This is a genomic window from Bradyrhizobium sp. AZCC 2289 (assembly GCF_036924615.1).
GTDB lineage: Bacteria > Pseudomonadota > Alphaproteobacteria > Rhizobiales > Xanthobacteraceae > Bradyrhizobium.
The window spans coordinates 3,717,801-3,741,021 of record NZ_JAZHRY010000001.1 but is presented as its reverse complement, the minus strand read 5'-3'; the positions used below and the strand labels follow the sequence as shown (position 1 = coordinate 3,741,021).

The 23,221-nt window shown below is 64.0% G+C and carries 20 protein-coding genes and 1 other RNA gene; 9 read left to right on the top strand and 12 right to left on the bottom strand.

Translation table 11 applies throughout. The features are described 5' to 3' along the window. Positions 1-24: 24 nt before the first annotated feature. Positions 25-255, top strand: coding sequence for a hypothetical protein (locus tag V1289_RS17900; protein WP_334398115.1), 231 nt, complete (start codon positions 25-27; stop codon positions 253-255). A gap of 48 nt (positions 256-303) precedes the next feature. On the opposite strand, the gene V1289_RS17895 is transcribed toward V1289_RS17900, so the two are convergent. After that, positions 304-471, bottom strand: a complete 168-nt coding sequence (locus tag V1289_RS17895) for an RNA polymerase sigma factor region1.1 domain-containing protein (RefSeq protein WP_334398114.1) — start codon at positions 469-471, stop codon at positions 304-306. A gap of 180 nt (positions 472-651) precedes the next feature. Here V1289_RS17895 and V1289_RS17890 point away from each other — a divergent pair, with 180 nt between their 5' ends. After that, positions 652-1,083, top strand: a complete 432-nt coding sequence (locus V1289_RS17890; RefSeq protein WP_309180240.1) for a hypothetical protein — start codon at positions 652-654, stop codon at positions 1,081-1,083. 121 nt (positions 1,084-1,204) lie between these two features. Here V1289_RS17890 and V1289_RS17885 read toward each other — a convergent pair whose 3' ends face one another. Both V1289_RS17885 and pyrE read right to left on the bottom strand, forming a co-directional pair. Then, entirely contained in the window at positions 1,205-2,011 is an 807-nt protein-coding gene (locus tag V1289_RS17885; protein ID WP_442896023.1) for a DUF2865 domain-containing protein, read from the bottom strand. 271 nt (positions 2,012-2,282) lie between these two features. After that, positions 2,283-2,846: an orotate phosphoribosyltransferase gene (pyrE, locus tag V1289_RS17880; RefSeq protein ID WP_334398113.1), complete on the bottom strand. Its 564-nt coding sequence runs from the start codon at positions 2,844-2,846 to the stop codon at positions 2,283-2,285. 193 nt (positions 2,847-3,039) lie between these two features. Between pyrE and V1289_RS17875 the strand changes: the two genes are divergently transcribed. Continuing rightward, positions 3,040-3,666 (top strand): glutathione S-transferase family protein, encoded by a 627-nt coding sequence (locus V1289_RS17875; protein WP_334398112.1) that lies wholly within the window; start codon positions 3,040-3,042, stop codon positions 3,664-3,666. 114 nt (positions 3,667-3,780) lie between these two features. Here the strand turns inward: V1289_RS17875 and V1289_RS17870 are convergent, their stop codons facing one another. The 3 genes from V1289_RS17870 to V1289_RS17860 form a co-directional block, all read right to left on the bottom strand. Further along, positions 3,781-4,416, bottom strand: coding sequence for a LysE family translocator (locus V1289_RS17870; RefSeq protein ID WP_334398111.1), 636 nt, complete (start codon positions 4,414-4,416; stop codon positions 3,781-3,783). A 272-nt stretch (positions 4,417-4,688) separates the two neighbouring features. Further along, on the bottom strand, positions 4,689-7,769 hold the full coding sequence (polA, locus tag V1289_RS17865; protein ID WP_334398110.1) for a DNA polymerase I: 3,081 nt from the start codon (positions 7,767-7,769) through the stop codon (positions 4,689-4,691). Between the two features lie 252 nt (positions 7,770-8,021). Beyond that, positions 8,022-9,089 carry an acyltransferase family protein gene (locus V1289_RS17860; protein ID WP_334398109.1) on the bottom strand — a complete coding sequence of 356 codons (1,068 nt, stop codon included), beginning with the start codon at positions 9,087-9,089 and terminating at the stop codon, positions 8,022-8,024. A 177-nt stretch (positions 9,090-9,266) separates the two neighbouring features. On the opposite strand from V1289_RS17860, the gene V1289_RS17855 reads away from it, so the two are divergent. The 4 genes from V1289_RS17855 (at position 9,267) to V1289_RS17840 (ending at position 15,756) form a co-directional block, all read left to right on the top strand. Then, entirely contained in the window at positions 9,267-10,586 is a 1,320-nt protein-coding gene (locus tag V1289_RS17855; RefSeq protein WP_334398108.1) for a UDP-glucose dehydrogenase family protein, read from the top strand. Positions 10,587-10,771: 185 nt separating this feature from the next. Then, positions 10,772-13,246, top strand: a complete 2,475-nt coding sequence (gene hrpB, locus V1289_RS17850; protein ID WP_334398107.1) for an ATP-dependent helicase HrpB — start codon at positions 10,772-10,774, stop codon at positions 13,244-13,246. 258 nt (positions 13,247-13,504) lie between these two features. Then, positions 13,505-14,020 carry a TIGR02281 family clan AA aspartic protease gene (locus V1289_RS17845; RefSeq protein ID WP_334398106.1) on the top strand — a complete coding sequence of 172 codons (516 nt, stop codon included), beginning with the start codon at positions 13,505-13,507 and terminating at the stop codon, positions 14,018-14,020. Positions 14,021-14,256: 236 nt separating this feature from the next. After that, positions 14,257-15,756, top strand: coding sequence for a phosphomannomutase/phosphoglucomutase (locus tag V1289_RS17840; RefSeq protein ID WP_334398105.1), 1,500 nt, complete (start codon positions 14,257-14,259; stop codon positions 15,754-15,756). Positions 15,757-15,895: 139 nt separating this feature from the next. Here the strand turns inward: V1289_RS17840 and V1289_RS17835 are convergent, their stop codons facing one another. From V1289_RS17835 to V1289_RS17810, 6 genes are all read right to left on the bottom strand, one after another. Next, positions 15,896-17,365, bottom strand: a complete 1,470-nt coding sequence (locus V1289_RS17835) for a methyl-accepting chemotaxis protein (RefSeq protein WP_334398104.1) — start codon at positions 17,363-17,365, stop codon at positions 15,896-15,898. Between the two features lie 35 nt (positions 17,366-17,400). Further along, positions 17,401-17,727 (bottom strand): hypothetical protein, encoded by a 327-nt coding sequence (locus tag V1289_RS17830; protein WP_334398103.1) that lies wholly within the window; start codon positions 17,725-17,727, stop codon positions 17,401-17,403. Between the two features lie 214 nt (positions 17,728-17,941). Next, a complete protein-coding gene (locus V1289_RS17825) occupies positions 17,942-18,442 on the bottom strand; it encodes an Lrp/AsnC family transcriptional regulator (protein ID WP_309180232.1) in 501 nt (166 codons plus the stop codon). A 67-nt stretch (positions 18,443-18,509) separates the two neighbouring features. Next, entirely contained in the window at positions 18,510-19,472 is a 963-nt protein-coding gene (locus V1289_RS17820; protein ID WP_334407525.1) for a sugar kinase, read from the bottom strand. Positions 19,473-19,554: 82 nt separating this feature from the next. Further along, the gene (nudC, locus tag V1289_RS17815) at positions 19,555-20,505 is read right to left on the bottom strand and encodes an NAD(+) diphosphatase (protein WP_334398102.1); all 951 of its coding nucleotides are present in this window, start codon (positions 20,503-20,505) and stop codon (positions 19,555-19,557) included. A 4-nt stretch (positions 20,506-20,509) separates the two neighbouring features. After that, positions 20,510-20,935 (bottom strand): HIT domain-containing protein, encoded by a 426-nt coding sequence (locus tag V1289_RS17810; RefSeq protein ID WP_074278031.1) that lies wholly within the window; start codon positions 20,933-20,935, stop codon positions 20,510-20,512. Positions 20,936-21,160: 225 nt separating this feature from the next. Here V1289_RS17810 and ffs point away from each other — a divergent pair. After that, an RNA gene (gene ffs, locus V1289_RS17805) (signal recognition particle sRNA small type) lies at positions 21,161-21,257 on the top strand. A gap of 108 nt (positions 21,258-21,365) precedes the next feature. Beyond that, on the top strand, positions 21,366-23,219 hold the full coding sequence (locus V1289_RS17800) for a DNA polymerase III subunit gamma/tau (protein WP_334398101.1): 1,854 nt from the start codon (positions 21,366-21,368) through the stop codon (positions 23,217-23,219). The last annotated feature ends 2 nt before the right edge of the window (positions 23,220-23,221 follow it).

Genomic DNA, 23,221 nt, shown 5'->3' with positions numbered 1-23,221 from the left:
ACGATGGCTTAGGGGAGGATTGGCATGAGATTGATGATCGAGATCACTGCCGCGACGCTGCTTGTATTTTGCATCATCGCCACAAGTGCCGCCTCCGCCGCCAGCAAGGCCGGGCGCAGCGCCGATGGCCTGAGCTGTTCGTTCAGCGTGCCCGCGAACGCTTCTCCCGCGGCACGATGTGCGGCGATCAAACGGCAATGCGGCGGAAAATTCTACGCCAATTATTGCGGCGACAAGATGCTGTCGGCGATGTGAGGAAGAGGCGGTCTCAAAGCGACGTCGTCCCGGCGAACGCCGGGCCTCCTAATCTACAATATTTATTCCCTCGTCGCTCAAAGCCTCCATGATGGCTTCGATATCTTCCGACTCGGTCGTGGCTGAGGGGGCCAGCTCGTTGAGTTGATCGAAGGTGATGAAGCCTGTCGGGCGGCCAAGCTCGATGGCTCTCCGGATCACGCTCTGCAACTCCATTTTGTCGATGCTCCTGAAATTGGGGCTCCTACTAAATGGAGGGAGGACACTTCACGGCATCCTCACTTTCGTCGGAACAAATTAAGAACACTTTAGCAAGTCTTTGATATATCATTGTGATTCGGCGCAGTGCCGACACAATATCTATATCTATGGTCTATCCGAGTTAGCGAGGACTACATGTCCACCATCGCCTTCGATCAATTCGCGCTCACCCGCATTGCCGATTTCGCGCGTTCGCTGTCGCGCCTGCATCAGGCGTCACGCCGCCAGGTCGTCGACGACGATGCGATCGACCGCGAATTCAACGCGGTCTGCATGTCGGTGTGGGGCTACACCACCGACGATTTCAGCGACGATCTGTTTTCGCTGGGGGATCACGCCTGGCTCGATTCGCTCGATGAGGCCCATGCCCGCATCTTTGCCGCCGAGCAGGGCTACGACCTCGTCGACGATCAGGGCATGCTGACGGACTGGTGGGGCTATTGCTGGATGATCCTGGCCGAAAAGCGCGGCCTGCTGACGCCGGAGAACCGCGCCGCGGCGCGCGCAAGCATCGAGGAAAAATATCTGTCGGCGCCGAACGTGATCGGCGTCATCGTCGGGCGGTAGGGTTTCCCGTGGCTTTTTCCGTCGTTGCGAGGAGCGAAGCGACGAAGCAATCCATTCTGCCATCGTTGGCCGAGCTATGGATTGCTTCGCTCCGCTCGCAATGACGGTAGAGAGACCGTCCTTAATTCACTTCCGCCCGCTTCGCCTTCGGCGCGACCGTCTTCGGCACTGACGTCGTCGGCAGCGCGACGTCGCGGCTGGTTTCGGGCGTCACGGTTTCGCCAACCATTTCCACGGTCACGGGCGCGACCTTCATTTCTCCCAACCGCGCGCGGACCTCGGCGGTGAGGCCCGGATACGACGCGACCGGCGTGAAGTCGGCGGTCTGGTTGGCGCCCAGCCTGACGCCGGTATAGGCGACCAGACCGTCGGTGGTGGCCACCACATCGCCGGCGCGCAGCGATGTGTCGAGCGTCAGATCGACCGGCGCCAGGCCTGAGGGGTTCCGTCCGTTGCAGGTGCAATCGGCGCGCAGCGCCTTGCGGTAGGCGAAGGCGTTTTCACTGTCGGCATAGCGCTCGCCGGTGCTCGAGGCCGCGCCGTCGATGGTGCTGCCGTAGAACACCTTGGTGGCGCTGGCCGGACAGAACGCCTGGCAGGTCGCCACCGGCGTGGCGTTGCCGCGCATGGTCAGCGGAAAATATTTGCCGTCGCAGCTGCGCACGCAGAAGGCGGGCCCAGAGCCGGCGACGCGCGGCGCAGGTGCCGATGCGGGTTGCTGTTGCTGATTGAGGCCGAACGGATCGGCAAAGAAGCTCGCCTGCGGCGGCGCCTGTCGCGCCTGCTGCTTCTGGCCGCCGAAAAACAGATCGAACAGGCCTTCGGCGGATGCGCCGCCGGGCACAAGCATCAGCGATGCTGCAAGGGTACCGGCGACCACAAGCATCGCGCGGCGCGGCACGCGCGAAAAAGACAACTCTGTACGCAACGCTAACTCCACCCAACGCAACACGACGCACCGAAACAACACGTGCTTCAGTCGGGATTCACCATAGGACGGGATGGTAAACGAGCAGTGACCGCGGAACGGCGGGCTGAAAAGAAATGCGTCTCTTCCCCCTCTCCCGCTTGCGGGGGAGGGCCGGGGCGGGGGTGCCAACCAAATAACTGATGCCGGAGATTTCGGAGAGAGCCCCCACCCGCCGCGCGTTGCGCGTCGACCTCCCCCGCAAGCGGGAGAGGTAAGAAACATCCGCCGATCAATCCTTCAAAAACTCGCCGGCCCTGTAGAGCGAGCGAAATTCGAGCCCGGCTTCGGCGAAGGTTTCGGTCGCACCCTCTTCGCGGTCCACCATGGTGAAGACCAGCACGATCTCGCCGCCGGCGTCGCGCACGGCTTCAACTGCCTTCAGCGCCGAGCCGCCGGTGGTGGTGACGTCTTCCACGATCACGATGCGCTTGCCTTGCAGGCTCTCGCCCTTGGCGAGGCCCTCCACCGCCAGCCGCGCGCCATGCTCCTTCGGCTTCTTGCGCACGAAGAAGGCTGCGATCGGGTGGCCCTTGAGCCAGGACAATTGCGCGATTGCGCCGGCCAGCGGCACCGCGCCCATTTCCAGCCCGCCGACGAAATCGAGCTGGTCGTCCTTCAGCGCCTCATAGGTCAGTTCCGCCAGCAGCGCCGCGCCTTCGGGGTCGAGCATGGTCGGCTTGAGGTTGAAGTAGAAATCGCTCTTGCGGCCCGACGCCAGCGTGATCTCGCCGCGGCCGAACGAACGCTTGCGGATGATCTCGGCGAGGCGGGCGCGGGAGGCTGATTTGGACAAGGTTTTGTACTCGGGCGGTTGAGGCGGGCCGCAATCTATCGACGGATGGCCGCACATTCCAGAGCCGATCTCATGCCGTCAACAGCGCCCCGCAAGCCTGCCGCGGGCGCGGGGACGCCCCGTGGAAAGCGCGGTTGTAAGGTTTGCGGGTTCCGGGGTACGGGATAGCCAAGCTTTTGTGGGGGAAACCGGAATGACGATCGAACTGCACACCTGGAACACGCCCAACGGCCGCAAGATCTCGGTCGCGCTGGAGGAAATGGGGCTGCCCTACAAGGTGATCCCGGTGAATATCTCAAAGGGCGAGCAAATGGCGCCTTCCTTCCTTGCAATCAGCCCGAACAACAAGATTCCCGCGATCGTCGATCCCGATGGCCCGGACGGCAAGCGCGTCAGCGTGTTCGAGTCCGGGGCGATCCTGCTCTATCTCGGCGAAAAGACCGGCAAATTCCTGCCCAAGCCGCTGACCGAGCGCATCCCGGTCTATGAATGGCTGATGTGGCAGATGGGCGGTTTTGGGCCGATGCCCGGCCAGGTGCACCATTTCATCGCGCTGGAGCACGAGCAGGACCGCGCCTATGGCCTGAAGCGCTATATGGCCGAGACGCGCCGGCTTTACGCCGTGCTGGATCGGCGCCTCGCGACCCGCGAATTCGTCGCCGACGCCTTGTCGGTCGCGGATTTCGCGATCCTCGGCTGGGCATGGCGCCACCCGCGCCACAAGGTCGAGCTTTCGGATTTCCCCCACGTCCAGCGCTGGTACAACGCGCTGATGGCGCGCCCCGCCACCAAACGCGGCATGGAGGCGAAGCTGGATTGAAATCCAGTTGTCATCACCCGCGAAAGCGGGTGATCCAGCACGCCGTGGCATCTGTTGATGACGGAGGCGCCTCGGAGTACTGGGTGCCCTGCCTTCGCGGGGCATGACGACCTCCTACGCCCGCTTCGCCTCGAACGCCAACTTCAGCGCAAAGCCCGCAAGCACGGTGCCCATCAGCCAGCGCTGGGCCTTGAGCCAGGCCGGGCGGGTGCCGAGAAATCCGGTGATGGAGCCCGCGGTCAGCGCGATCAGCGCGTTGACGCTGACGCTGATGACGATCTGGATGGTTCCGAACACGATCGACTGCGTCAGCACGCTGCCATCAGCGGGGTCGATGAACTGCGGCAGCAGCGCCAGATACAGCATCGCGATTTTCGGATTGAGCAGGTTGGTGAGAAACCCCATTGCGAACAGTTTGCGCGGGCCGTCGACTGGCAGTTCCCGCACCTGGAATGGCGAGCGGCCGTTCGGCTTCAGCACCTGCCAGGCCAGCCACAGCAGATACAGCGCGCCGCCAAGCCGCAGCGCGTCGTAGGCATAGGGCACCGCGAACAACAGCGCCGTGATGCCGAACGCCGCGCACAGCATATAGAACACGAAGCCGAGCGCGACGCCGCCGAGCGACACCATCCCGGCGCTCGATCCCTGCGCGATCGAGCGCGAGATCAGATAGATCATGTTCGGGCCCGGCGTCAGCACCATGCCGAATGAGACGAGGGCGAAGCCGAGCAGGGCGGAGAGATGGGGCATCGAGGGACTCGCGGGAAGGGGTCAGCGTGTTTCTAGCGCGCAGCATGCTGCGATGTCATTTTGTAAATTGCACCGAGGGCAATTCGGTCTGCGGTTGCTCTCGTCCAGCCCTCCATTGTCATCGCCCGGCTTGACCGGGCGACCCAGTACTCACTGACGTATTTGATAAAGCGCCGCTGCTCGCCAAACAGGCCGGATGACCGACGGTGATCTGCCGCGAATTCTCTGGAATACTGGATCGCCCGGTCAAGCCGGGCGATGACAGCAATCCCTTAATGCGCCTCGTCCCAATTGTTCGCCGCTCTTGCATCGACCTGCAGCGGCAGCGACAGCAGCACCGCGGGGAACGGCGCGTCCTGCATGACGTGCTGCACGACCGGCAGCGTCGCCGCCACCTCGTCGTCGGGCACTTCGAAGATCAATTCGTCGTGCACCTGCAGCAGCATCTGCGCCGAGAGTTTCTTCTCGGCGAGCGCATCCTCCATCCGGATCATGGCGCGGCGGATGATGTCGGCGGCCGAGCCCTGCAGCCGCGCGTTGACGGCGGCGCGCTCGTTGAAGGCTCGGACCGAGCCATTGCTTGCCTTGATGTCGGGGTAGTAGCACTTCCGTCCGAACAGCGTGGCGACATAGCCGTGTCTGCGGCAGAACTCCTTGGTCTCATCCATGTAGGCGCGGATGCCCGGAAAACGCTCAAAGTATTTCTTGATGTAGGCGGAGGCTTCCTCGCGGGCGATGCCGAGCTGGTTGGCAAGGCCGAACGCCGAGATGCCGTAGATGATGCCGAAATTGATCGCCTTGGCGCGCCGGCGCACTTCGCTCGGCATGTCCTTGATCGGCACGCCGAACATTTCAGACGCCGTCATGGCGTGAATGTCGAGCCCGTCGCGGAACGCCTGCTTCAGCACGGGGATATCGGCGATCTCCGCCAGCAGCCGCAATTCGATCTGCGAGTAATCGGCCGACACCAGCTTGTGACCTGGCGTGGCGATGAAGGCGCGGCGGATTTTTCGGCCGTCCTCGGTACGCACCGGGATGTTCTGCAGGTTCGGCTCGTTCGATGACAGCCGCCCGGTGGTGGTCGCCGCCAGCGCGTAGGTGGTGTGGACGCGATGGGTCTGCGGATGAACGTAATTCGGCAGCGCGTCGGTATAGGTCGATTTCAGCTTTGAGACCTGCCGCCACTCGAGGATCTTTTTCGGAAATTCGTGCCCCTGCTCGGCGAGTTCATCGAGGATTTGCGCCGAGGTCGACCAGGCACCGGTCTTGGTCTTGGTGCCGCCGGTTATTCCCATCTTGCCGAACAGGATGTCGCCGATTTGCTTCGGGCTGCCGACATTGATCGGCTCGCCCGCCAGTTCCTGAAGCTCGGCCTCGACCCGCGCGGCGGTCTGGGCGAAATCGCCCGACAGCCGCGACAGCACATGGCGGTCGATCGAGATGCCGCGCCGCTCCATCCGCGCCAGCACAGAGACCAGCGGCCGTTCCAGGGTCTCATAGACCACGGTCATGCGCTCGGCGACGAGGCGCGGTTTCAAGACGCGCCATAGCCTCAAGATCACATCGGCGCTTTCGGCCGAATATTCGCCGGCCCTGTCGATCGCGACCTGATCGAACGAGAGCTTGTTCTTGCCGCTGCCGGTGAGATCGCCGTAATTGACGACGGCATGGCCGAGCCAACGCTCGGCCAGCGCCTCCAGCCCGTGCGCGTTGCGGCCGGCATCCAGCGCATAGGACATCAATTGCGCATCGTCCTGGTTGCGCAGCGTGATGCCATGCTGCGCCAGCATCACGGCGTTGAACTTGATGTTGAAGCCGATCTTGAGGATGCCGGCCGATTCCAGCAGCGGCTTCAGCGCCGCTAGTGCATCGGCGGCCTTGATCTGATCCGGCGCAAGCCCGGCATCGAACAGGCCGGCGCCGCCGCCGGACTGCTTGTGGCCGAGCGGGACATAGCAGGCGTCGTTGGGCGCCAGCGCCAGCGCAATGCCGGATATCTCCGCCTGCATCGGGTCGATCGAGTCGGACATCGCCTCGATGACGAAGTGTCCGACGTCGTGCACGCGCGCCAGCCAGGCCTTGAGCTGATCGAGGTTGTGGATGGTCTGATACTTCTTGCGATCGATCGGGATCTTCCGGATCGCTTCCTCGCGCGCGGCGGCGAGCGAGATCGGGGTGCCCTTCAGGCTGGCGGCCTTGTCTTGCCGGTCACCCGTCGCCTTGCTCGGTGCGCTCCCTCTCCCGCTTGCGGGGGAGGGCGGGGTGGGGGTGTCTCCGCGAGTGAAGAGGTCAAGGCCCCCACCCGCCGCGCTCTGGCGCGCAAGTGCGCTGCCGAGCGCGTCGACCTCCCCCGCAAGCGGGAGAGGTGTAGAAGCCTTCGCGCTCTTGTTCCCTGCATCCGCCTCGATGTCCGCAGGATCGATCTGCGAATAGTCGGCGACGCGCCGGGTCAGGGTGGAGAATTCCATCGCCTTTAGAAACGCAATCAGCTTGCGCGCGTCGGGCTCGTGCACGGCAAGATCGTCGAGCGGCACGTCCAGCTTGACCTTGTCGTCGAGCAGCACCAGTTGCCGCGAGATCCGCGCCTTCTCGGCGTTCTCGATCAACGCCTCGCGCCGCTTCGGTTGCTTGATCTCGCCGGCCCGCAAGAGCAGCGTTTCAAGGTCGCCATATTCGACGATCAGTTGCGCGGCGGTCTTGATACCGATGCCGGGCACGCCCGGCACGTTGTCGGTGGAATCGCCGGCCAGCGCCTGCACCTCGACCACTTTCTCGGGCGGCACGCCGAATTTCTCGATCACCTCTGATATACCGATGCGGCGATCCTTCATGGTGTCGTACATGGTCACCTTGTCGGTGACGAGCTGCATCAAATCCTTGTCGGAAGAGACGATGGTCGCGGTCGCGCCGCGCTCGCCGGCCAGCCGCGCATACGTCGCGATCAGGTCGTCGGCCTCAAAGCCTCCCTGTTCCAGGCAGGGCAGGTCGAACGCGCGCACGGCTTCCCGGATCAGCGCAAATTGCGGGATCAGATCGTCCGGCGCCGGCGGCCGGTGCGCCTTGTAGTCGGGGTACAGCTTGTTGCGGAAGGTGACTTCGGACTTGTCGAACACGATGGCGAGGTGCGTCGGCCGGTTATCCTCGGGCATATCGCGCAGCAGCTTCCATAGCATGTTGCAGAAACCCAGCACGGCATTGACCTGCAGCCCGTCGGATTTGCGGTTCAGCGGCGGCAGCGCGTGATAGGCGCGGAAAATGTAGGAGGAACCGTCGACCAGAAAGACATGGTCGCCCTTGGCTGGGGCTTTGGCGGCAACGGGTTTGGTGGCGGTTTTGGGGGCTGTTTTCGGCATGGCGGAAATTTAGGGATTTTTGCGCGGATTGACAGCCTTGGAAGGCGTAATTTGGGAGTGCCCAACAACCAATTTATCGTCGTCCCGGGCAAGCCAACGGGTCACGCGAATGCGCGCCCGATGACAGGCTCCGCGCGACCCCGGGACCCATAACCACCGGCCGAACGTGTTAAGCAGGCTGGAGCGACATCCAGCGTCACAACAAAAGCCGGTGGTTATGGGTCCCGGCTCAAGGCCGGGACGACAAACGACCTACTCCGCCGCCTGCAATACCGGTGCGGCCTTTTTCGGTGCGATCCAGAACGCTGCGGGGCGTTCGAACAGGAAGTTGGCATGCAGCGCCAGTGCGATCCGCCAGATCACGAGCGACGCGGCGACGCCGACAACGGTGACGATCAGCGAAACCGTGCCGATGTCGTGGATCAGCCCGCTACGCAGCAGCAAGGTCCGGGTCGCCGCCATCGGCAGAAAGAACGCCAGATAGATGACGATGGAATGCTCGCCGCAATAGCGCAGGAAATTCAGCCAGTGCATGCGCGCCAATAGCGTGCCGGTCACGATGATGGCGCAGGCGCCGGCCAATCCAAGCGCGAGCGAAACAATGGGCCATTCACTGGCGCCAAGCTCGACCAGGCTGCCGTTGACGACGGCCCACAGCGCCAGGCCTGCCAGCGCCAGCACGGGGCGGGCCCGCGCGCGATCGGACAGCGCGAACACGTAAGGCGCAAACAGATAGCCGGAATAGAAATAGACGAAGCGTGCGCAGAATTCGTCGATCACGGTCCAGCCGGTCACGACATGCGCCATCTCCAGCGCCGCGGCCAGGGCCAGAATCGCGAGCGGTGGCGTCTTGCGTGTCAGTTTTGTGACGGCGAAAAAGATCGGCAGCAGATAAATGAACCACAAGGTGCCGAACGGCTCGATGAAGGATTCCAGATAAAACAAGCCAACATGGCTCCAGCCGGCCTCGGCGGCCAGCGACGGCGCCTTGAAACCGAACTGGATCGTCACCCACAGCACGTAGAAATAGGCGAAATGCACGACCTTGCGATCGAGATAGGTGCGCCAGCCGCGGTCGATCACGACCGACAGGAAAAGCCCGGAAATCAGGAAGAAATCCGGCATCCGGAACGGTTTGGCGAACGTCACGACGAGGTGCATGAAGCCGGTCTGGTCGGCGGCCTTTTCCACGCCCAGCACCGAATGCATCATCACCACCATGACGATGCAGATGCCCTTGGCATAGTCGACCCAATCGACGCGTCCGCCCGCGGGAAATGCGGAACGCCCTGTCGGCGCGGATGTGCCGTTAGATGTCATTGTTGTCCTGTTTCGGCGTGTCGGCGGCGCATCATCGGCCGGATCGGTTTCTTTCCCCTTTATCTTACAAATGGCATGCCGTTTTCCGGCGCTTTTTACGGTTTCCCCTTTGCCGCCAAATGTTTTAAGAGGCGCACAAGTTCGAAAAACCGTTAACCATAGAGAGCGGGTTATTCCATGCGCATTGCCATGATTGGCACGGGCTATGTGGGGCTGGTGTCCGGCGCCTGCTTTGCGGATTTCGGCCACCAGGTCACCTGCGTCGACAAGGATGCTGGCAAGATCGCCGCACTTCACCGCGGCGAAATCCCGATTTTCGAGCCCGGCCTGGACGCGCTGGTGGCGTCCAACGTGAAAGCCAAGCGGCTGGATTTCACCACCGATCTGGCCGCCCCGGTCGCCGAGGCCGACGCGGTGTTCATCGCGGTCGGCACGCCGTCGCGGCGCGGCGACGGCCATGCCGACCTCACCTACGTCTACAGCGCCGCGCGCGAGATCGCAGCCGTGCTCAGGGGATTTACAGTCGTCGTCACCAAATCGACCGTACCGGTCGGCACCGGCGACGAAGTCGAGCGCCTGATCCGCGAAGCCAACCCGTCCGCCGACGTGGTGATCGCCTCCAATCCGGAGTTTTTGCGCGAGGGTGCGGCGATCCGCGACTTCAAATTCCCCGACCGTATCGTGGTCGGCACCTCGGACGAGCGCGGGCGCAAGGTGCTCGGCGATGTCTACCGGCCGCTGTCGCTCAATCAGGCGCCGCTGATGTTCACGGCGCGGCGCACCGCGGAACTGATCAAATATGCGGCGAACGCGTTCCTTGCGACAAAGATTACCTTCATCAACGAGATCGCCGACCTCGCCGAACGGGTCGGCGCCGACGTGCAGGAAGTCGCGCGCGGCATCGGCCTCGACAACCGCATCGGCTCGAAATTCCTGCACGCCGGTCCTGGTTTCGGCGGCTCATGCTTTCCAAAGGATACCCGCGCGCTGGTGAAGATCGCGCAGGACCATGACGTGAACCTGCGCATCGTCGAGGCGGTGCTCGGCGTCAACGAAATCCGCAAGCGCGCGATGGCGCGGAAGGTTTCCAACCTCGCCGGCGGCAGCCTGCGCGGCAAGACCGTGGCCGTGCTCGGTCTGACCTTCAAGCCCGACACCGACGACATGCGCGAGGCGCCGTCGATCCCGCTGGTGACCGGCCTGCTCGACATGGGCGCAAAGGTCCGCGCGCACGATCCGGTCGGCATGGAGCAGGCGCGCAAGGAATTGCCCGACATCGAATATTGTGACGATCCCTACGCCTGCCTGAAAGGTGCCGACGCCATGGTGGTGGTGACCGAGTGGGTGCAATACCGCACGCTCGACCTGGAACGCGTCAAGCGCGAGATGGCGCAGCCCGTGGTGGTCGATTTGCGCAACATCTACCGCCCCGAGGAGATGGCGGCGCTCGGGTTCACCTATGAGAGCATCGGGCGGGCGTCCGAGCCGGTGGTGTGATGTTATTGCTAAATCCGTCATGGCCGGGCATAGCCGTCCGAAGGACGGCGTCGCTTCCGCTCGCCTATGCCCGGCCATCCACGTCTTGTCTTCTGATTGCCCAAGAAAGACGTGGATGCCCGGCACATCTACGCGAAGACGCGCTTCGCGCTTTTGGCCGGGCATGACGAGTGGATGGAAAAACCTTGCCCCGCAGCTTCGACACCCCACTCCCGATCGACGCGGTGCTCGACGAACTCGCGCGCACGCTGACGGCCAACAACGCCGCCGTGCTGGTGGCGCCGCCAGGCGCCGGCAAGACCACGCGGGTGCCACTGGCGCTGCTTGATGCGCCCTGGCTGAGGGGCAAGAAGATCATCATGCTGGAGCCGCGGCGGATCGCGGCCCGTGCCAGCGCCGAGCGGATGGCGAAGACGCTGGGCGAGCGCGCCGGCGAGACCGTCGGCTACCGCGTCCGCTTCGGTTCAAAAATATCGCGGGCGACGCGGATCGAAGTCGTCACCGAGGGCATCTTCTCGCGCCAGATTCTCGACGATCCCGAATTGAACGGCGTCGCCGCGGTGCTGTTCGACGAGTTCCATGAGCGCTCACTCGACGCCGATCTGGGGCTAGCGCTGGCACGCGATGCGCAGACCGGATTGCGCGAAGACCTTCGTATCCTCGTGATGTCGGCAACCCTCGACGGCGCCCGGGTCGCAAAACTGCTCGGCGACGCGCCCGTTATTGCCAGCGAGGGCCGCGCCTTTCCGGTCGAGACGCGCTATCTCGGCCGCAAACCCGATGCACCGCTGGAGCGGCAGATGGCGGATGCGATCGCGACCGCGCTGCGCGCTGATCCCGGCTCGGTGCTCGCGTTCCTGCCGGGTGCGGCCGAAATCCGCCGCACGCAGAATTTTCTCGGCGAACGCATTCACGACGCCTCCATCGAGATCGTGCCGCTGTTCGGCGCGCTCGACGCCAGCGTCCAGGACCGCGCCATTGCGCCGGCGCCGAAAGGGTGCCGCAAGGTGGTGCTGGCGACCTCGATCGCCGAGACCTCGCTGACGATCGAGGGCGTCCGCATCGTCGTGGATTCCGGCATGGCGCGGGTGCCGCGCTACGAGCCGGATATCGGGCTGACGCGGCTGGAGACGGTGCGCGCCTCGCGCGCGGCGGTCGATCAGCGCCGCGGCCGCGCCGGCCGCACCGAGCCCGGCGTATGCTATCGGCTCTGGGACGAGCCGCAGACCGCCTCGCTCGCGGCCTATACGCAGCCTGAAATCCTCTCCGCCGATCTGTCCTCGCTGGTGCTCGATCTCGCGCAATGGGGCGTCAGCGATCCCGCGACGCTTGCATTCCTCGATGCGCCGCCCGCGCCGGCGTTGAAGGAAGCCAACAGCCTGCTCGGCGAACTCGGCGCGCTCGATGCCGACGGCCGGATCACCGAAGAAGGCAAAAGCCTGCGGGCGCTGGCGCTGCCGCCACGGCTGGCGCGGATGATCGTGGATTCGGACCGGCTGGGGGCAGGGGAGGAAGCCGCTGAAATCGCGGCGATCCTGACCGAACGCGGCCTCGGCGGCGACAGCGTCGATCTCGACGCCCGGCTCGACCAGTTCCGCCGCGACCGCTCGCAACGCGCTTCCAGCGCCCGCAGCCTGGCGCAGCGCTGGGCCTCGCAGGTGGCGTCTTCGAACTCACCGCAGGGCTCAGGCGAACTCTCCACCGGAATCATGCTCGCGCTTGCATTTCCGGACCGCGTCGCGCGCAACCGTGGCACTGGCAGTTTTGTGCTGGCCAACGGCCGCGGCGCCGCAGTCGATCAGACCTCCGCGCTGGCGCGCGCGCCCTATATCGCGGTCGCTGAGCTGACGGGCACGGCCGCGCAGGGTCGCATTCTGCTGGCCGCGCCGATCACCCAGGAAGAGATCGAATTGCGCTTTGCCGGTCAGATCGCAAGCACGGAGGAGATTTCGTTCGATCGGGGCGCGATGGCGCTGCGCGCGCGCCGCAAGCGGACCCTGCGCGCGATCACGCTGTCGGAAGCGCCGATGGCGCTGTCGCCGACGGCGGAGACCGCGCGCGTTTTCGCCGACGGACTGATCGCCGCCGGTCTCGACAAATTGCCGTGGTCGAAACCCCTCAAGCAATGGCGCGACCGCGTCATGTTCCTGCGCAAGGCGGAAGGCGAAAGCTGGCCGGATTTGTCCGACACCGCGCTCGCGGCCGGGCGGGAGACCTGGCTGGTGGCGGCGCTTTACGACAAAACATCGCTGAAGGATTTTTCCGCCGGCGATTTGTCGGACGCGCTGATGAACTTGCTGCCCTGGGAATTGCGCGCACGGCTGGAGCGCGAAGCGCCGACGCATTTCGAGGCCCCGACCGGCACCATGCTGGCGATCGACTATGAGGCCGAGCAGGGCCCGACCATTGCCGTCCGGCTGCAGGAATTGTTCGGGCTCAACACCCATCCCGCGATCGCCAAGGGCGCGGTGCCGCTGGTGCTGGAACTGCTGTCGCCGGCGCAGCGGCCGGTGCAGGTGACGCGCGATCTGCCCGGCTTTTGGCGCGGCAGCTATGCCGCCGTACGCTCCGACCTGCGCGGCCGTTATCCCCGGCATCCCTGGCCGGAAGATCCGGCCAACGCGATGCCGACGCGGCGGGTGAAGCCGCGCGGGACGTGAGAGACAAACTCGTCATTGCCGGGCATAGTAGTCTGCCCTGCGCAGACTAAATAGACTTGTCTGCGCTCCCGGCAATCCATCTCTTGAGAAGGCTCGTCTTTTTGAAGATGGATACGCGGGTCAAGCCCGCGTATGACAGCGCCCGTTAACACTTCACTCATCCTTTTCGCCGAAATGGCAGCCTCGACCGGCGTTGTTAGTCGCCGGTTGCCAGCCGGCGTGGTGATATCGGCGGCTGTATGAACCGAGTGTGGCGTCATGCGTAACATAATGATCTTCGCCGCGGTCCTGGTCGCCCTTGGCACCTTCATGGCGCAGATGGCGGACAAGCTGACGCCGGCGCCCGCATCCGCCAACGCGGCGCCGCGAAAGGCCCCGGAAGAGACGGTCGCGCAGGCCGGTAGCCGCAGTCTCAGCATTCCCCCCGATGCCCGCGGCCATTTCCAGACCGACGGCCGGATCGAGGGTCAGCGCATCGACTTCATGGTCGACACCGGCGCCTCGCTGGTGGCCTTGAACGAAAAATCCGCAGCGCGGTTTGGTCTGCGCCCCACCCCCGGCGATTACAAAGCCACCGTCGCCACCGCCAACGGCACAATCAAGGCCGCGCGCACCCGGCTTGCCAGGGTCGAACTCGGTGGCCTCGTGGTGCGCGACGTCGACGCCATGGTGCTGCCGGATGAGGCGCTGTCGGAAAACCTGCTCGGCCTGTCGTTCCTGTCGAAGCTGAAACGCTTCGAATACGCCAACGGCAAGATGGTGCTGGAGCAGTAACTGTAGTGTCATGCTCCGCGAAAGCGGGGCATCCAGTACGCCGCGGCTCCAGTTGAGATAATACGATAGTTCACTGGAATACTGGATCGTCCGCCTTCGCGGACGATGACGACCGTTCGGCCTTCAAATCTGCCGCAATTATCAACTACAAGACGCCAATCCTGCCTTCCTCTGCGCCCGTGCTTTCGCTAAGCCTGCGGCGTTGCCCCTCAGCAAGCTCACGAGGCCCTTATTAAATGTTTCCGAAGCCGAAATCCGTGCTGGTTCCGAATACCTATGCCTTTGAATCCGAGCCGATGGTGAAGGCGACCGGCTTTCGCGAATATGACGCGCGCTGGCTGTTCAACAAGGAAATCAACCTGATGGGCATTCAAGCGCTGGGCATGGGGCTCGGCACGCTGATCGCGGAACTGGGCCGCAAACAGGAGATCGTCACCGGCCACGATTTCCGCGGCTATTCGGCCTCGATCAAATACGCGCTGATTTCGGGGCTGATGGCGTCGGGCTGCAAGGTCCACGACATCGGCCTCTGCATGACGCCGATGGCCTATTTCGCCCAGTTCGACCTCGACGTGCCCTGCGTCGCGATGGTGACCGCGTCGCATAACGACAATGGCTGGACCGGCGTCAAGATGGGCGTCAACCGTCCGCTGACCTTCGGCCCCGACGAGATGACGCGGCTGAAGGAGATCGTGCTCAACGCCGATTTCAAGAACAAGGCCGGGGGCTCCTATCAATTCCACGAAAACTTTCCGGCGCGCTATATCGCCGATCTCACCAAACGCCCGAAGCTGAAGCGCAAGCTGAAGGTCGTGGTCGCCTGCGGCAACGGCACTGCCGGTGCGTTTGCGCCGCAGGTGATGGAAGCGATCGGCTGCGAAGTTGTGCCGCTCGACACCGAGCTCGATTACACCTTTCCGAAATACAATCCGAACCCCGAAGATATGGAAATGCTGCACGCAATCCGCGACGCGGTACTCGCGCACAAGGCCGATGTCGGCCTTGGCTTCGACGGCGACGGCGACCGCTGCGGCGTGGTCGATAATACCGGTGAAGAAATCTTTGCCGACAAGGTCGGCGTGATGCTGGCGCGCGACATGTCGGCGATCACCAGGGACGCGCAGTTCGTGGTCGACGTCAAATCGACCGGGCTTTTTGTCACCGACCCCGTGCTGCAAAGACAGGGCGCCAAAATCACCTATTGGAAGACCGGCCATTCCTACATGAAGCGCCGCACCAACGAGCTGGGGGCGCTGGCGGGCTTCGAGAAATCCGGCCACTTCTTCTTCAACAAGCCGTTCGGCCGCGGTTATGACGACGGCCTGATCTCGGCGATCGCGATCTGCGAAATGCTCGATCGCGCGCCGGACAAGTCGATGGCTGATCTGAAAGACGCGCTGCCGAAAACCTGGTCGTCGCCGACCATGTCACCGCATTGCGCGGACGAAACCAAATATGGTGTCGTCGATAGCGTGGTGAAGCATTTCGAGGCGCTGCAGAGCAAGGGCGAGAAGGTCGCCGGGCAAAACATCCGCGATCTCGTCACCGTCAACGGCGTCCGCGTGACCGCCGAGGACGGCAGCTGGGGCCTGGTGCGGGCCTCCTCCAACAAGCCGGAGCTGGTGGTCGTGGTCGAGAGCCCGGTCTCGGAAAAGCGCATGCACGACATGTTCGAGGCGATGGATTCGGTGCTGCGCACCCATCCCGAAGTCGGCGAATATAATCAGAAGATCTGAGGCGGGCGCCCGAGCGCACTGTCTTCTCGGCGGGCATCCCCCGCGAAAGCGGGGGATCCAGTACGCCGCGGCTCCTCGGTTCAATCACTACTGTCTCTGGAATACTGGATCGCCCGCCTTCGCGGGCGATGACAGTAACCTACGCCGCGTGCAGCGAGCCCAAAAAGCCTTCGACCTCGGACTTCAGCCGATCGGACTGCGACGACAATCCGTTGGCGGCGTCGAGCAGCTTTGAGGCCGCCTTGCCGGCTTCCTCGCTCGCCCGGCTGACGCCGGCGATGTTGTTGTTGACGTCCCTGGTGCCGTTGGCGGCCTGCTGCACATTGCCGGCGATTTCGCGCGTCGCTGCGCCCTGCTGGTCGACGGCGGCGGCGATTTCGTTGGAGATTTCGTCGATCTCGGCAATGGTGCCGCCAATCGCCTGGATCGCGGTCACGGCTTCGCCGGTCGCGGTCTGGATGTCTTGGATCTGTGCTGAAATTTCCTCGGTTGCCTTGGCGGTCTGATTGGCCAGCGCCTTGACCTCGCTGGCGACGACCGCGAATCCCCGGCCATGTTCGCCGGCGCGCGCGGCTTCGATGGTGGCGTTCAAGGCCAGCAGATTGGTCTGGCTCGCGATGTTCTGGATCAGTGTCACGACTTCGCCGATCTTCTGCGTGCCGGCGGCGAGCCCTTCGACCACGGTGTTGGTGCGGCGGGCTTCCGCGGCGGCTTTGGTGGCGATTTCGGCCGAACGGGTGACCTGCTGGGCGATGCTGTTGATCGACGCCGTCAGTTCTTCGGTCGCGGACGCCACCGTTTCGACATTGGCGGAGGCCTGCGTCGAGGCCGCGGCGGCAGCCGCGGTCTGGCGCGCGGTTTCGGTATTGCTGGCGCTGATCGACGACGACAGGCCCTGCATGTCGCCGGCGGCCACGGCGACCGCCTCGACGATGCTGCCGACCTTGCGCTCGAAGCCGGCGGCGAGTTCGCGACGGGCCGCGTCGCGTTCCTGTTTCGCCTTGCGTTCGGCCTCACTGCGATCGGCATTGGCACGCGCCTCGGCGGCGCTTGCGGCCTCGGCTTCTGTGGTCTTCTCGGCCGCCATCTCGAACAGATGCGAGAGCTTGAGCGCCAGCCAGCCGAGGACGCCGGCTTCGATCAGGAGGATGGTGACGTGAAGAACGACGCGGCCAAAATCACCGCCGTCGGGAAAGATCGCCGCCGGAAGCAGGAAATTCAGCGCCAGATGGTGCAGGGCCACCGCAACCGTGCCGACGACGATCGGCCGATAGTCGCAATAGGCGACGAGGCAGGCCAATGCTGCGAAGAAGTACATGTGCATGTCGATCTGCCAGGGGTGGCCGGCAAGCTCGAACGCAAGCACCGACACGCCGCCCATCAGGGCTACGGCGAAGATCAGCCGGGTCGACAATCCATTGCCCGAAGCGCGCCACGACATCATCGCAGCCAGCGCCATCGCGGCCACCAGAGCCGTCGGCACGATCCATTCCGTGCCGCGCATGACGCCGATCGCAACGGCAATCGGAACCTGAAGCCAGAGCACGCCAAGCAAGGTCTTGCTCGTAATCTCACGCAAATTGGCCAGCTCATCGCTTTCGATGGTCATTCCCAGTCCCCCAAATGGTATTCAAAAAAAGCGCTCTATTTCGTCAGGCAGGCGGCGACGGCCTGCGGATCCATGCTGAGCCAGACGCCGGCACCGCGCAGCCGCGTTAGTCCGTCGTGGTCATCCGGCCGCACCACCGGCAGTGACGGGATCGCCGTCATCCGGATAATGGCGGCGTTGGCGGACGCCGCAGCCGCGAACACTTGCAGGGCGCTCCACCATGGCGGGAAAACCACCGCCACGGCCTCAGCGCCGGGACGGACCTGCAGCGACAGCGCCGCGATCCAGTTCGCGACCAGCAACACGGCCGCGTTCAGCCAGGCGGGCCATCGCGTCGTTTGGATGATTCTTCCCAGCTCCATCGCGCGACCATAACGTGACGAAGCTAATTGCTCGTAAATGTTGAGTTAACGAACCGTATAAGCAGGGGGAATCGCGTGTGACGCCGGTCGGACGGCTTGCCGCTACCGTCATACCCCGCGCATGCGGGGTATCCAGTACGCCGCGGCCTCTCGATTCTATTTCGACTGCTCTGGAATACTGGATCATCCGCTTTCGCGGATGATGACAGCAGTGCTAAGCCGCCGGCACCGGCAGGGCGGTGACCGACTTGATCTTCTCCATCGCAAAGCGCGAGGTGACGTTCTTCAGCGGCACGGCGCTGATCAGCTTTTTATAGAACACGTCATAGCTCGCCATATCGGCGACCACGACGCGCAGCATGTAATCGACGTCGCCTGCCATCCGGTAGAACTCCATCACCTCGGGCATGGCGCTGACGGCGGTGGCGAAGGTCTTGAGCCAGGCTTCCGAATGATCGGAACTCTCGACCGAGACGAACACCGAAATGCCGAGCCCGATCTTGTTCTGATCGACCAGGGCGACCCGGCGCAGAATCACCCCGTCGGCCTCCAGCCGCTGGATGCGTTTCCAGCACGGCGTCGAGGACAGGCCGACCCGGTCGCCGATCTCGGCCACGGAGAGCGAGGCGTCCTCCTGCAGCACGGTCAAGATTTTACGGTCGATGGCGTCGAGGCGACGATTGGCTTCATGAAGCTGAACGGCTAGGTCGGTCATGAGAATAAAGTTCCATATGAAAGGGTTGTATCCCTCATATATAGAAAAATCTTCCAAATCAAGCCCGCTATTGATCAGCCTCCGCCGGGCCCACCCCCTGGCTTTGGCCTAAAAGTGCTTCAACCTCAGCACGTTGCGGGGCCGCGAAGGCGCCGCCGAACCGGGTGCATTTCAGCGCGGCAGCGGCGGATGCGAAGCGGAGGGCCTGGCGGATCTCCTGTTTTTCCGTGATGGCGAGCGCGAATGCGCCATGGAACACGTCACCGGCGCCCAGCGTGTCGACGGTATGGACCGGGAAGGCCGGGGTCTCCTGCAAATTGCCCTGCTCATCAAGCCAGATGGTGCCCTTCGGTCCGCGCGTTCCCGCGAGGAACGAATGCGTCAGCTTTGCGATCTTCTTCAGCGCGGCGCCGTCGTCTTTGACGTCGGCGGTCTCCTGCAGCGGCTCGCTCGAGAACACCAAATGAGAAGAGGCGTTGAGCAATCCCTCGCGCAGCGACATCGCGCGATCGACGTCGACGATCACGGGGATGCCGCGCCGGACCGCCTCGGCGCAAAGATCGGTACAGAATTCTGCGCAGCGGTTTTCGGTCAGGATGGCGGCGCAGTCGTCCAGCAGCGTCTTGGTGGGCGGCAGATGGACCTTCCACAATTCCGGATCTCGGAACGTGACGATGGTGCGCTCGCCGCTCGGATCGACCATGACGGTGGAGATCGGCGTCACCAGACCCGGCATGTGCACCACGTGCTTGGTCTCGATGCCTTCATGCGCGAGCTTGTCGAAGATAAAGCGGCTCGACGTCTCGCGCGCGTCGCCCATCGGCCCGCAGACCGAGGCGCGGCCGCCGAGGCGGACGATGCCGATCGCGGCATTGAGCGCGTTGCCGCCGCAGATCTCGTCGAAATGGGTGGCGTTCTCCTTGGAGCCGCGGGCGGGCACGCTGCGGACGCGAAATGTCAGGTCGCGCACCGGCATTCCGATGCAAAGGATGCGCGGAGGGATTTTCGGCGCTTTGGCGTGAAAGTTCATAGCGGGATCCGTCATGCCGGTTCCGCGTTCTGCCGGAACCAATGTCCGGAGTTAATGGATTGGTCCATGGTACGGTTCCCCGCTATGCGCCGGCGTTGTCTTCCCCATGCACCCAGCGTCCAAGCAAATGGTGCGCGATCGCAAACGGATGCGGCCCGGCGAGGCCGTCCGGGTGCTGGCGCTTGATCATCAGGGTCGCTTCGGCGCGGTCGAACCAGCGGGCGTCCTCGAGTTCGGCGCGGTCGACGACGATATCCTCGCTGGTGGCGCGCGCGGTGCACCCGATCATCAGCGAGGACGGGTAGGGCCAGGGCTGCGTCATGTAATAATTCACGTCGGTACAGCGTATCCCGGACTCCTCGAAAATCTCGCGGCGGACCGCATCCTCGATGGTTTCGGCGGCTTCGACAAATCCCGCAAGACAGGAATACATCCCGGCCGGGAACTGCTTCTGCCGGCCGAGCAGGCATTTGTCGCCAGAGGTCACCAGCATGATCACGACAGGATCGGTGCGCGGAAAGTGCTCGGCCTTGCAGTTCGGGCACTCGCGCTTCCAGCCGCCTTCCTTCATCGCGGTGCGGGTGCCGCAATTGGCGCAAAACCCGTGACGCTGATGCCAGGTCACCATCGATTTCGCCATCGCGATCGCGGAAAGCTGCTCCGGCGGCACCACGCCCTGCATCGCCATGCCGCGAAGCTCGGTTACGACTGCTTCCTGGCCGGTCAGCAGCTTTTCCACCGCGGCGGCCGCGATGCCCATCCCGAATATCGGCGCGCCGTCGCGCAAGCCTAAGAAGATCGTGCCGGGATTGGCGCCGAACTTCAGCGCCTCGTCGATCCGCAGCAGCACCCGCGGGCCGTCCGGCTCCTGCTTTGCCACCAGCGAGTCGCGATAGATCACATAGGCCCGGGCATCGCGGTGGCTTTCCAGCGCGAACAATTTTTCATCATTGCCGCGCAGATGCGCGGCGCGATCGAGAACATGGGTGACGAAAGCCGGCTGCCCGAGCGGAAACGAATCGAATGCTGACATGTATTCAACCTAGCCAAATCTTGCGGCGAAGCGCGCTGATGAAATTCTGCACCTCCTCGGCGTCATGCGCCAGCGGCGGCATCACGCCCCAGACCGGGCGCGGCCAGGCGACGTCGCTCGAACGGCGCGCGATAACGTGCACGTGAAGCTGCGGCACCAGATTGCCAAGGGCGGCGATATTCAGCTTGTCGCACTGCGTGACCTCTTTCAGGGCCCGGGCGACGCGGGAAATTTCGGTCATCAGCTGCGCCTGCTCGACCTCGTCGAGGTCGATGATTTCCGACGCGCCATCCCGGCGCGGCACCAGCAACAGCCACGGGTAATGCGCGTCCTTGATGACCAGCACCCGGCACAGCGGCAGGTCGCCGATGTCGATGGTGTCCTTTTTGAGCTGTGAATGCAGCGACCAGGCGGAGGCGTCAGTGGGCATATAGGTTCCCAAATGCCCGATACGCGTCGGGCTTATAGGTGCCTTCAGTGGGCACCGGTGCGGCTTCATATCAAGGCGTCATCATCCGCGAAAGCGGATGATCCAGTACCCTGCGGCCTCTCATCTGATCGATCGGCCGCCGGGTACTGGATACCCCGCTTTCGCGGGGTATGACAGCCAATGGCCCGCTTGCTTTCCGGCCCTTTTGGCCCCAAATAGGGACCGGGAGATTGGCGGTGGACGAGCCACTCGCCAACCGGGTCAGGTCCGGAAGGAAGCAGCCCTAACGAGGTCCGGATCGGGTCGCTCGTCAGTCTCCTACCTGTTTTTTCGAGCGAATCGCGCTGAGAGCGGCCACCACCGCCCTTGCGCTTGATTCTACTCCTTTCCGCAAGCCGGCCGTGAGAGACAATCAATTGCGGATCGACCGATGAACGACGCTGGCGCTCCCCCTGATCAGCCCGACAGCGCCAACCAGGGCGGTTTCGATCTTGGCGGTCAGCCTTCCGAGGTCCCTGGGGCCGGCAAAGCCTATCGGGTGCTGGCGCGTAAATACCGGCCCTCAAGCTTTGACGATTTGATCGGCCAGGAGGCCATGGTCCGCACGGTTTCGAATGCGTTCGAAACCGGGCGAATTCCGCAGGCCTGGATCCTGACCGGGGTGCGCGGGGTCGGCAAAACCACCACGGCGCGGATTCTCGCGCGCGCGCTGAATTACGAACTGCCGGACGGCTCGGTGAAGGGACCGACCATCCATATGCCTGAGCTCGGCGTGCATTGCCGAGCGATCATGGAAAGCCGGCACATGGATGTGCTGGAAATGGACGCCGCCTCGCATACCGGCGTCGACGACGTGCGCCAGATCAATGACAGCGTGCGTTATGCCCCGGCCAGCGCGCGCTACAAGGTCTACATCATCGACGAAGTCCACATGCTGTCGACCGCGGCCTTCAACGCGTTCCTGAAGACGCTGGAAGAGCCGCCGGAACACGCCAAATTCGTTTTCGCCACCACCGAAATCCGCAAAGTCCCGGTCACGGTGCTGTCGCGCTGCCAGCGGTTTGACTTGCGCCGGGTCGAGGCCGACGTGCTGATGAAGCATCTGTCCAATATCGCGGCAAAGGAGAATGTCGAGGTCGAGCCCGAGGCGCTCGGCATCATCGCGCGCGCGGCGGAAGGCTCGGTGCGCGATTCGCTGTCGCTGTTCGATCAGGCGATCGCGCACGCGGCAGGTACCGTGCGCGCCGATGCGGTACGCCAGATGCTCGGTCTCGCCGACCGCACGCGGGTGATCGACCTGTTCGATTCGCTGGCGCGCGGCGATATCGCCGGCGCGTTCAAGGAGTTTCGCGAACAGTATGACGTCGGCGCTGATCCGATCGTGGTGCTGTCCGATCTCGCCGAATTCGTTAATTTCGTCACCCGCGTGAAGGTCGTGCCTGCGACTGCCGACAATGTCGCCTTCGGCGAGACCGAACGGCTGCGTGCGCGCGAATTCGCATTGAAGCTTTCGATGCGGGTGCTGTCGCGGATGTGGCAGATGCTGCTCAAGGGCATCACCGAAGTGCAGACCGCAACCCGGCCGGCGGCCGCCGCGGAAATGGTGCTGGTGCGCATCGCCTATGTCGCCGACATGCCGACGCCCGATGAAGCGATCAGGATGATCGAGCAGAACGGCGGCGCCTCGCCGGTGGTCTCTGGCGGCGCATCGGTGTCACGGCCTGCGCCAGCCTCGACAGTATCGTCGATTTCTTCTTCGCCAATGCGCTCACCGCCCGCCGCGCCGCGCGCCGGCGCCGAGGCGTCCGCGCGTCCGCAGGCCGTCGCTTCCGTACCGGAGGCGCAGTCCGCGCCGGCGCTGCGGATCACCAGCTTTCCGCAGCTCGTGGCGCTCGCCGGCGAGAAGCGCGATCTCATGACCAAGGCGGCGCTGGAAGCCGATGTGCGCCTCGTGCGCATCGAGGACGGGCGGCTGGAAGTCGCACTCGAACGCAATGCCGCGCGCATGCTGGTCAACGATCTCTCCCGCAAACTGGAGCAATGGACCGGGCGGCGCTGGACCGTGATCGTGTCCAACGAGGCCGGACAGCCGACGCTGCGGTCGCAGAACGAGGTCATCAAGAACGAGCGCGAGCGTGCCGCGGAGGCCGACCCGCGCGTGCAGGAAGTGCTGGCGCGGTTTCCCGGCGCCAAGGTCGTCGAGGTGCGCAAGCTCGCCGCCGAGCCGCCGGAATCCGATGCCAGCGGTGAAGACCCGCTCGATCCTTCCGACAGCGACGATTGAGC